The sequence below is a fragment of the Actibacterium sp. genome (assembly GCF_041584535.1).
Lineage (GTDB): Bacteria > Pseudomonadota > Alphaproteobacteria > Rhodobacterales > Rhodobacteraceae > Actibacterium_D.
This window is the reverse complement of record NZ_JBFHDW010000112.1, coordinates 1-8,042: the sequence shown is the minus strand read 5'-3', so window position 1 is coordinate 8,042 and position 8,042 is coordinate 1. Positions and strand designations below refer to the sequence as shown.

Here is an 8,042-nt window from a genome sequence, read left to right as displayed (position 1 = left end):
ATCGCGGGCAAGGGGCACGAGACCGGCCAGATCGTCGGTGATGATGTATTCCCGTTCAATGATGTGGAACAGGCCAGCATCGCCGTCGCCGCTCTGGACGGGAAACTGGTATGAGCGCGCTTTGGACCGCAACCGATGCCGCCGCCGCAACCGGTGGCCGGGCTACGACCGACTGGCAGGCGCAGGGCGTGTCGATCGACACCCGCACATTGCAACCGGGCGATTTGTTCGTCGCGCGGACGGATGTGCGCGACGGTCATGATTTCGTGGCGCAGGCATTGGCGAATGGCGCGGCGGCGGCGCTGGTCAGCCATGTGCCCGTCGGTGTCGCGCCCGATGCGCCGCTGCTGATTGTCGATGACGTGCTGCCCGCGCTTGCGGCCCTTGGCGCCGCCGCCCGCGCCCGCAGTGGGGCCAAGGTGATCGCGGTGACCGGCTCGGCCGGGAAGACCTCGACCAAGGAAATGCTGCGTGCGGTGTTGGACCGTCAGGGCCGCACCCATGCCGCCGAGGCCAGCTATAACAACCACTGGGGCGTGCCGCTGACCCTTGCGCGGATGCCCGCTGATAGCGATTTCGCGGTGATCGAGATCGGGATGAACCATCCCGGCGAGATCGCGCCGCTGACCCGGCTGGCGCGCCCGCATGTGGCGATTGTCACCACGGTCGTGGCCGCGCATCTTGAGGCCTTTGGCGTGATCGACGGCATTGCCCGCGAGAAATCCGAAATCCTTTTGGGGCTGGAACCGGGCGGGGTCGCGGTTCTGAATGCCGATCTGGACGTGTCGGACATATTGATCGACCGCGCTGCCGAATTGGGGGCGCAGGTCTTGCGTTTCGGTCAGGGTGCGGGCTGTGATATCCGCCTGATCCACGCGGATTTGCAGGGCAACACCACGGTGGCCAAGGCCGATGTCGCTGGGCAGGTGGTTGATTTTACCCTGACCACGGCGGGGCGGCATTTCGCCATGAATGCGCTGGCGGTCCTTGGGGCGGCACAGGCGCTGGGCTTTGATCTGCAACAGGTTTCCGCCGATCTGGCGTTGTGGCTGCCCCCCGCCGGGCGCGGCGCGCGCGAGGAAATCGCGTTGCCGGGCGGTGCGTTCGAACTGATCGACGATGCGTTCAACGCCAACCCGGCCTCGATGCGCGCGGCGCTTGAGGTTCTGGCCGCCGCCAAGCCCGCCGGGCGGCGGATCGCGGTGCTGGGCGATATGCTGGAACTGGGCCCGGACGAGGGCGCCCTGCACCGGGCGCTGGCCGATGATCCGGGGCTGGCCGCGGCCGATCTGGTGCATTGTGTCGGACCCCGGATGCGCGGGCTTTATGACGCGCTGCCCGTCGCGCAACGCGGCGACTGGGTGGCCCAAGCCGACGATCTGGTGGCGCGCGCCGCCACGCTGGCAGGCCCGGGCGACGTGGTTCTGGTCAAGGGGTCAAAAGGCAGCAAGGTCTCGCGCGTGGTTGACGCGCTGCGGAAATTACGACAAGCGATGCCGCTAACGGGTTCGAGGGACTGATAACATGCTTTATTGGCTGACCGGCTTTTCCGATGGCGGCGACTTTTTCAACCTGTTCCGCTATATCACCTTTCGGGCGGGCGGAGCATTCTTCACGGCGCTGATCTTTGGCTTTGTCTTCGGGCGGCCGCTGATCAACCTGCTGAAACGTCGTCAGCGCAACGGTCAGCCGATCCGCGAGGACGGGCCGCAAAGCCATCTGGTGACCAAGGCCGGCACGCCGACCATGGGGGGCGTGCTGATTTTGGGGGCGCTGGTGGTCTCGACCCTGCTGTGGGCGCGGCTGGACAACGCCTATATCTGGATCACCCTGTTCGTGACCATGGGCTTTGGCGCGATCGGCTTTGCTGATGATTATGCCAAGGTCAGCAAGAACAACACCAAGGGCGTGTCGGGCAAGAAACGCATGGGACTGGGCCTGTTGATTGCCGCCATTGCCGGGATCGCGGCCTCGATGGTGCATCCTGACGCGCTGACCTTTCAACTGGCGCTGCCGGTGTTCAAGGACACGCTGGTCAATCTCAGCTATTTCTTCATCCCCTTCGCCATGCTGGTCATCGTCGGCGCCGCCAATGCGGTGAACCTGACCGATGGTCTGGACGGGCTGGCAATCATGCCGGTGATGATCGCTGCCGGCACGCTGGGCGTGATCGCCTATGCGGTGGGGCGGGTCGACTTTACCGACTATCTGGGGGTGCATTTCGTGCCGGGCACCGGCGAGATCCTGATCTTTACCGCCGGGCTGATCGGCGGCGGGCTGGGGTTCCTGTGGTATAACGCACCGCCGGCGGCGGTGTTCATGGGCGATACCGGCTCGCTGGCGCTGGGCGGCGCTTTGGGCGCGATCGCGGTCGCAACCAAGCACGAGATCGTTCTGGCGATCGTCGGCGGGATTTTCGTGGTCGAGGCGCTGTCGGTGATCATTCAGGTTGTTTATTTCAAGCGCACCGGCAAGCGGGTGTTCCTGATGGCGCCGATCCATCATCATTTCGAGAAAATGGGCTGGGCCGAGCCGCAGATCGTTATCCGGTTCTGGATCATTTCGCTGATCCTGGCGCTGATCGGGCTGGCGACGCTGAAGCTGCGATAAGGCAAAGGGGGCGCTGCCCCCTTCACGCGCCTTGCGGCGCGCTTATCCCCCGGGATATTTAGACGAAGAAGAAACCATAGGGCGGATTGCGCGGCATGATACCGGTTCAGGGATTTGAAGGCGCGAAGGTCGGGGTTCTGGGGCTGGGCCGGTCGGGGCTGGCCACGGCGCGGGCCTTGCGGGCTGGCGGCGCCGAGCCGATCTGTTGGGATGACAACGAGGCCGCGCGGGGCCGGGCCGAGGCCGAGGGCTTTGCCGTGGCCGATCTGGGCCGCGCGGGCGGGTTCGACGGGGTGGCGGCGTTGGTCACATCGCCGGGGATTCCGCATCTTTACCCGGCGCCGAACCGGGTGATTGCTGCGGCCTGGGCCGCCGGGGTGCCGGTGGACAATGATATCGGGTTGTTTTTCCGGTCGCTTGCTGCCGGCGATTGGGCCGATCTCGACACGCCGCCGCGGGTGATCGCAGTGACCGGGTCGAATGGGAAATCGACGACCTCGGCCTTGATCCATCATGTGCTGACCCATGCCGGGCGCGAAAGCCAACTGGCCGGGAATATCGGGCGCGGGGTTCTGGATATCGACCCGCCGGGCGATGGCGGTGTGGTGGTGTTAGAGCTGTCCAGCTATCAGACCGAACTGGCGCGGTCGCTGACGCCGGATGTGGCGGTGTTCACCAACCTGTCGCCGGATCATCTGGACCGGCATGGCGGGTTGGGCGGCTATTTCGCGGCCAAGCGGCGGCTGTTTGCCGAGGGTGGGCCGGATCGCGCGGTGATTGGCGTGGATGAGCCCGAAGGCCGGTTTCTGGCCAATCAGATCGCCGAGGGCGCGGTGGATGACCGGGTGATCCGGGTGTCCTCGGGGCAGAAGCTGAGCGGGCCGGGCTGGTATGTATTCGCGCGCAAGGGCTTTCTGGCCGAGTGGCGCAAGGGCCGTCAGGTGGCCAGCATCGACCTGCGGCAGGTTCCGGGCCTGCCGGGCGCTCATAACCATCAGAATGCCTGTGCGGCCTATGCCGCGCTGCGGACGCTGGGTCTGGCGCCCAAGCTGATCGAACAGGCGTTTCACAGTTTCGAAGGCCTTCCCCATCGCAGTCAGCTGGTGGCGGAAAAGAACGGCGTGCGGTTCATCAATGACAGCAAGGCCACCAATGCCGATAGTGCCGCCAAGGCGCTGGCGGCGTTCTCGAACATCCGCTGGATTTGCGGCGGGTTAGAGAAAGAGGGCGGGCTGGGGCCGGTTCTGGATCAGCTGGGCAATGTCGCCAAGGCCTATGTGATCGGGCGCGAGGCGGCGGCTTTTGCGCTGAAGCTGGGCGATACACCGCATGAGGTCTGCGAGACCATGGCCCGGGCCGTGGCGCAAGCCGCGTCCGAGGCGGCGCCGGGGGATGTGGTGTTGCTGGCCCCGGCTGCGGCCAGCTTTGACCAATATGACAATTTCGAACAGCGCGGCGCGGATTTCATCGCCGAGGTCGGCAAGCTGGCTTAACCAGCGTCGAAATCCGCTGCGACGCGCATGTCGCGCAATGGCCGCACCACGTCGATCGATTGCTGATACAGCGGGTGCGCTTTGAAGGCAGCCAGTTGCGCCTCGGATTCGAATTCGCCGTAGACCACGAAGTCGGGCACCGGGCCGGGCAGGGGATCGGTCTTGAGATTGCGCCCGATTTCCAGATGCAGCTTGTGGGGAATGCCGGTCAGCAGGGACAGGCCGTTGAAAACGGCGTCTGAATCGGTGGCGTTGCGGGTGTCGAAAAATACGATATGGCGGATCACGGACGGCCTCGAAGCGGTTGCGCGGGTTTGTCTTGGCATATTCGGTTGCGCGCGGGGGTTAAACCGTGGTGACGAACCGGGGGCGGGCCTGTTCTTTATGTGCAACAAATCAGGGGCTTAGGAGGGAGGGGTCAAGATTTTTTTCGGCGGCTGAAAATATTTCTTGCACCGACTCAAGTGAAACCCTAAATGCCCGCTTAGACGCCAACGCACGCGCCTCTGGCCGAGCCCTTAAAGCTCCGCGTTTATGTAGCGACGGTAACGTCTCCCTTGGAAGTGAGCGGTCATATATGGCCGGGTCTATTGGAGATGACCATGAACGCTACTGTCACCGACTTTGTCGGCCGCGATATCGTGTCGCCTGCCGCACGCATCGAAAATTTCATTCGTTCGACCAGCTTTGATCGTCCGACCCTTGTGCTGGACACCGAAGCCGTGACCAACCAGTTCCACGCGCTGCGCGCTGGTCTGGGCCGCGCTGACATCCACTATGCGGTCAAGGCCAACCCGGCCCGTGAGATCATCGAGACGCTGGTCAATCTGGGCTCGCATTTCGACGCCGCATCGCGTGGCGAGATCGAACTGTGCCTCAGCCAGGGTGCCGCGCCCGAGACCATTTCCTTTGGCAACACCATCAAACGTCCGGCCGATATCGCGTTCGCGTTCAACGCCGGGATTGAACTGTTCGCTGCCGATGCCGAAGAAGAACTGGACAAGCTGGCCGAGAACGCGCCGGGGGCTCAGGTCTATATCCGCATCATCGTCGAGAACTGCGAAGCCGACTGGCCGCTCAGCCGCAAATTCGGCTGTGCCCGTGACAAGGCGCTGTCGCTGCTGGGCTATGCCCGCGATCTGGGTCTGGCGCCGGTTGGTCTGTCGTTCCATGTCGGGTCGCAAACCCGCCGCGCCGAAATGTGGATCAACACGCTGGATCAGGTCGCTGCCGTTTGGCACGCCGCGCAAGAGGCTGGTTTTGGCCTGACCCTGCTGAATATCGGCGGTGGTTTCCCGGCCTTTTATGGCGAAGAAATCGACCATCCGACCCGCTATGCCGCCCGCGTGATGGAACTGATCGACGCCCGTTTCGGCGACGTGCCGCGCATCATGGCCGAGCCGGGCCGTGGTCTGGTGGCCGAGGCCGGTATGATCGCCGCCGAGGTTCTGCTGGTGTCGCGCAAGTCGGACATGGACACCCATCGCTGGGTCTATCTGGACATCGGTAAATTCTCGGGTCTGGCCGAAACCATGGACGAAGCGATCCGCTATCAGTTCATCACCGACCGCGACCACGAGGAAACCGGCGCCTGCATTCTGGCTGGCCCGTCCTGTGACAGCGCCGACGTTCTGTATGAAAAGCGTCCGGTGCAGCTGCCGCTGGGTCTGAAAGCGGGTGATCGGTTCATCATCCGCAACTGCGGCGCCTATACCTCGACCTACAGCTCGGTCGGGTTCAACGGTTTCCCGCCGCTGGACGTTGTCGTTATCTGACAGCGTTCCTAAGTTGGTGGAAGCTGAACAAGGCCCATCACCATGAGCAACACGACAAACCAACAGCATTGGGATCGGGTGTATGGCACCCGGTCCGAAGACCAACTGACCTGGTTTCAGGACCGGCCTGACCTGTCTTTGCGTCTGATCGCCAAGCACGCGCCAAAGGGCGCCGTGGTCGATGTCGGCGGCGGCGCGTCGCGTCTGGTGGATGCGCTGATTGCGCAGGGCCGTCCGGTCAGCGTGGTCGATCTGTCTTTGGCGGCGCTTGCGCTCAGCAAGACCCGGCTGGGCGATCTGGCCGCCAAGGTCGATTGGCAGGTGGCGGACATCACCACTTGGCAGCCCGCGCATCGCTATGACCTGTGGCATGATCGTGCGGTGTTTCATTTCCTGACCGAAGACCCGGCGCGGGCGGCTTATGTGCGGACCCTGCTGACGGCGCTGAAGCCGGGCGGCGTGGCGATCATCGCCAGTTTCGCGCTGGACGGGCCCGAGCGGTGCTCGAACCTGCCGGTGCAGCGCTATTCGCCCGAAACCCTTGCGATTGAGCTGAGCCTGCACGCGCCGGGCCAGTTCCATCTGATCGACAGCAGCCATCAAACCCATACGACGCCCTCGGGCGGGCAGCAGAATTTTCAGGTGTCGGTTTTCCGCCGGACGCCCGAAAGCCTCTGACCTTCGCGCTGGCGTCAAAGGCCAATCCGCGCTAGAATTATCGTCAGACCCGGCAAACGGGCGATTTGAGGCAGTCGAGGCGGTATTCTGATGACGGAAATGGTGTATGGCACCGCGCCGATGCGTGCGGGCGAACCGATCCTGCCGCGCTGGTGGCGGACGATCGACAAATGGGCTTTGTCCTGCATCCTGTTGTTGTTCGGCATTGGCCTGTTGCTGGGGCTTGCGGCCTCGCCGCCGCTGGCCGCGCGCAACGGTCTGGACCCGTTTCATTATGTCGAGCGTCAGGCGTTCTTTGGTTGCCTTGCGATGGCGGTGATGTTCGCCACCTCGATGATGTCGCCCGATATGGTGCGGCGTCTGGGCGTTCTGGGGTTTTTTGCGGCGTTTCTGGCGCTGGCGCTGTTGCCGGTGCTGGGCACCGATTTTGGCAAGGGCGCGGTGCGCTGGTATAGCCTTGGCTTTGCCTCGGTGCAGCCGTCCGAGTTTCTGAAGCCCGGTTTCATCATTCTTGCAGCATGGCTGATGGCCGCCAATCAAGAGATCGGAGGCCCTCCGGGGCGGATGTTCTCGTTGGTGATCGCGGTGACGATTGTCGCGTTTCTGGCGATGCAGCCCGATTTCGGTCAGGCGTCGCTGATCCTGTTCTCGTGGGGTGTGATGTATTTCGTCGCCGGGGCGCCGATGGTGCTGATGGCGGGCATGGCCGGGATGACGGTGATCGGCGGCATTTTTGCCTATAACAACTCGGAACATTTCGCCCGCCGCATCGACGGCTTTCTGTCAGCGGATATCGACCCGCGCACCCAGCTTGGCTATGCCACCAACGCTATCCGCGAGGGCGGGTTCTGGGGCGTTGGCGTGGGCGAGGGGCAAGTGAAACAGTCGCTGCCCGACGCCCATACCGATTTCATCATTGCCGTTGCCGCCGAGGAATACGGCCTGATCCTTGTGCTGCTGATCATCACGCTTTACGCGGCGATCGTGCTGCGGTCGCTGCACCGGCTGACGCGCGAGCGTGATCCCTTTTCCCGTCTGGCGGGCACCGGTCTGGCCTGCGTGTTCGGCGTGCAGGCGATGATCAACATGGGTGTTGCGGTCAAATTGCTGCCGGCCAAAGGCATGACCCTGCCGTTCGTCAGCTATGGCGGATCGTCATTGATCGCGGGCGGGATCGTGGTGGGGGCGCTTCTGGCGCTGACCCGGACCCGGCCTCAGGGCGAAATCGGAGACATCTTGATGCGGAAAGGTCGGGGATGACGCAGGCTCCGCTTTTGGTGATCGCGGCCGGGGGAACCGGCGGCCATATGTTCCCGGCTCAGGCGCTGGCCGAGGAAATGCTGGCTCGTGGCTGGCGGGTGAAACTGTCGACTGACGCCCGTGGCGCGCGCTATGCCGGGGGCTTTCCGAACGCCGTTCAAATCGAACAAATCGCCAGCGCCACTTTCGCGCGCGGCGGGGTTCTGGCCAAGCTGGCGGTGCCGTT

Annotated in this window: 8 protein-coding genes; 7 read left to right on the top strand and 1 reads right to left on the bottom strand. The window is 63.9% G+C overall.

The window, feature by feature from the left end; genetic code table 11:
• Nucleotides 1–110: 110 nt before the first annotated feature.
• The 3 genes from murF to murD all read left to right on the top strand — a co-directional run bounded on the left by murF (nt 111) and on the right by murD (nt 4,103).
• Nucleotides 111–1,520, top strand: a complete 1,410-nt coding sequence (murF, locus tag ABYW26_RS07330; protein WP_372604123.1) for a UDP-N-acetylmuramoyl-tripeptide--D-alanyl-D-alanine ligase — start codon at nt 111–113, stop codon at nt 1,518–1,520.
• A 4-nt stretch (nt 1,521–1,524) separates the two neighbouring features.
• A complete protein-coding gene (mraY, locus tag ABYW26_RS07325; protein ID WP_372604122.1) occupies nt 1,525–2,610 on the top strand; it encodes a phospho-N-acetylmuramoyl-pentapeptide-transferase in 1,086 nt (361 codons plus the stop codon).
• A gap of 95 nt (nt 2,611–2,705) precedes the next feature.
• Complete coding sequence (gene murD, locus ABYW26_RS07320) at nt 2,706–4,103, top strand: UDP-N-acetylmuramoyl-L-alanine--D-glutamate ligase (protein WP_372604121.1); 1,398 nt, start codon at nt 2,706–2,708, stop codon at nt 4,101–4,103.
• Here the strand turns inward: murD and ABYW26_RS07315 are convergent.
• A complete protein-coding gene (locus ABYW26_RS07315) occupies nt 4,100–4,390 on the bottom strand; it encodes a Dabb family protein (RefSeq protein WP_372604120.1) in 291 nt (96 codons plus the stop codon). The two genes, murD and ABYW26_RS07315, sit on opposite strands and share 4 nt — an antisense overlap.
• A 315-nt stretch (nt 4,391–4,705) precedes the next feature.
• On the opposite strand from ABYW26_RS07315, the gene ABYW26_RS07310 reads away from it, so the two are divergent.
• The 4 genes from ABYW26_RS07310 to ABYW26_RS07295 form a co-directional block, all read left to right on the top strand.
• Nucleotides 4,706–5,878: a type III PLP-dependent enzyme gene (locus ABYW26_RS07310; protein WP_372604119.1), complete on the top strand. Its 1,173-nt coding sequence runs from the start codon at nt 4,706–4,708 to the stop codon at nt 5,876–5,878.
• 42 nt (nt 5,879–5,920) lie between these two features.
• Entirely contained in the window at nt 5,921–6,556 is a 636-nt protein-coding gene (locus ABYW26_RS07305; protein WP_372604118.1) for a trans-aconitate 2-methyltransferase, read from the top strand.
• Nucleotides 6,557–6,646: 90 nt separating this feature from the next.
• Entirely contained in the window at nt 6,647–7,816 is a 1,170-nt protein-coding gene (ftsW, locus tag ABYW26_RS07300; protein WP_372604117.1) for a putative lipid II flippase FtsW, read from the top strand.
• A partial coding sequence (locus tag ABYW26_RS07295) for a glycosyltransferase (RefSeq protein ID WP_372604116.1) occupies nt 7,813–8,042 on the top strand: 230 nt, incomplete at its 3' end. The genes ftsW and ABYW26_RS07295, both read left to right, overlap by 4 nt.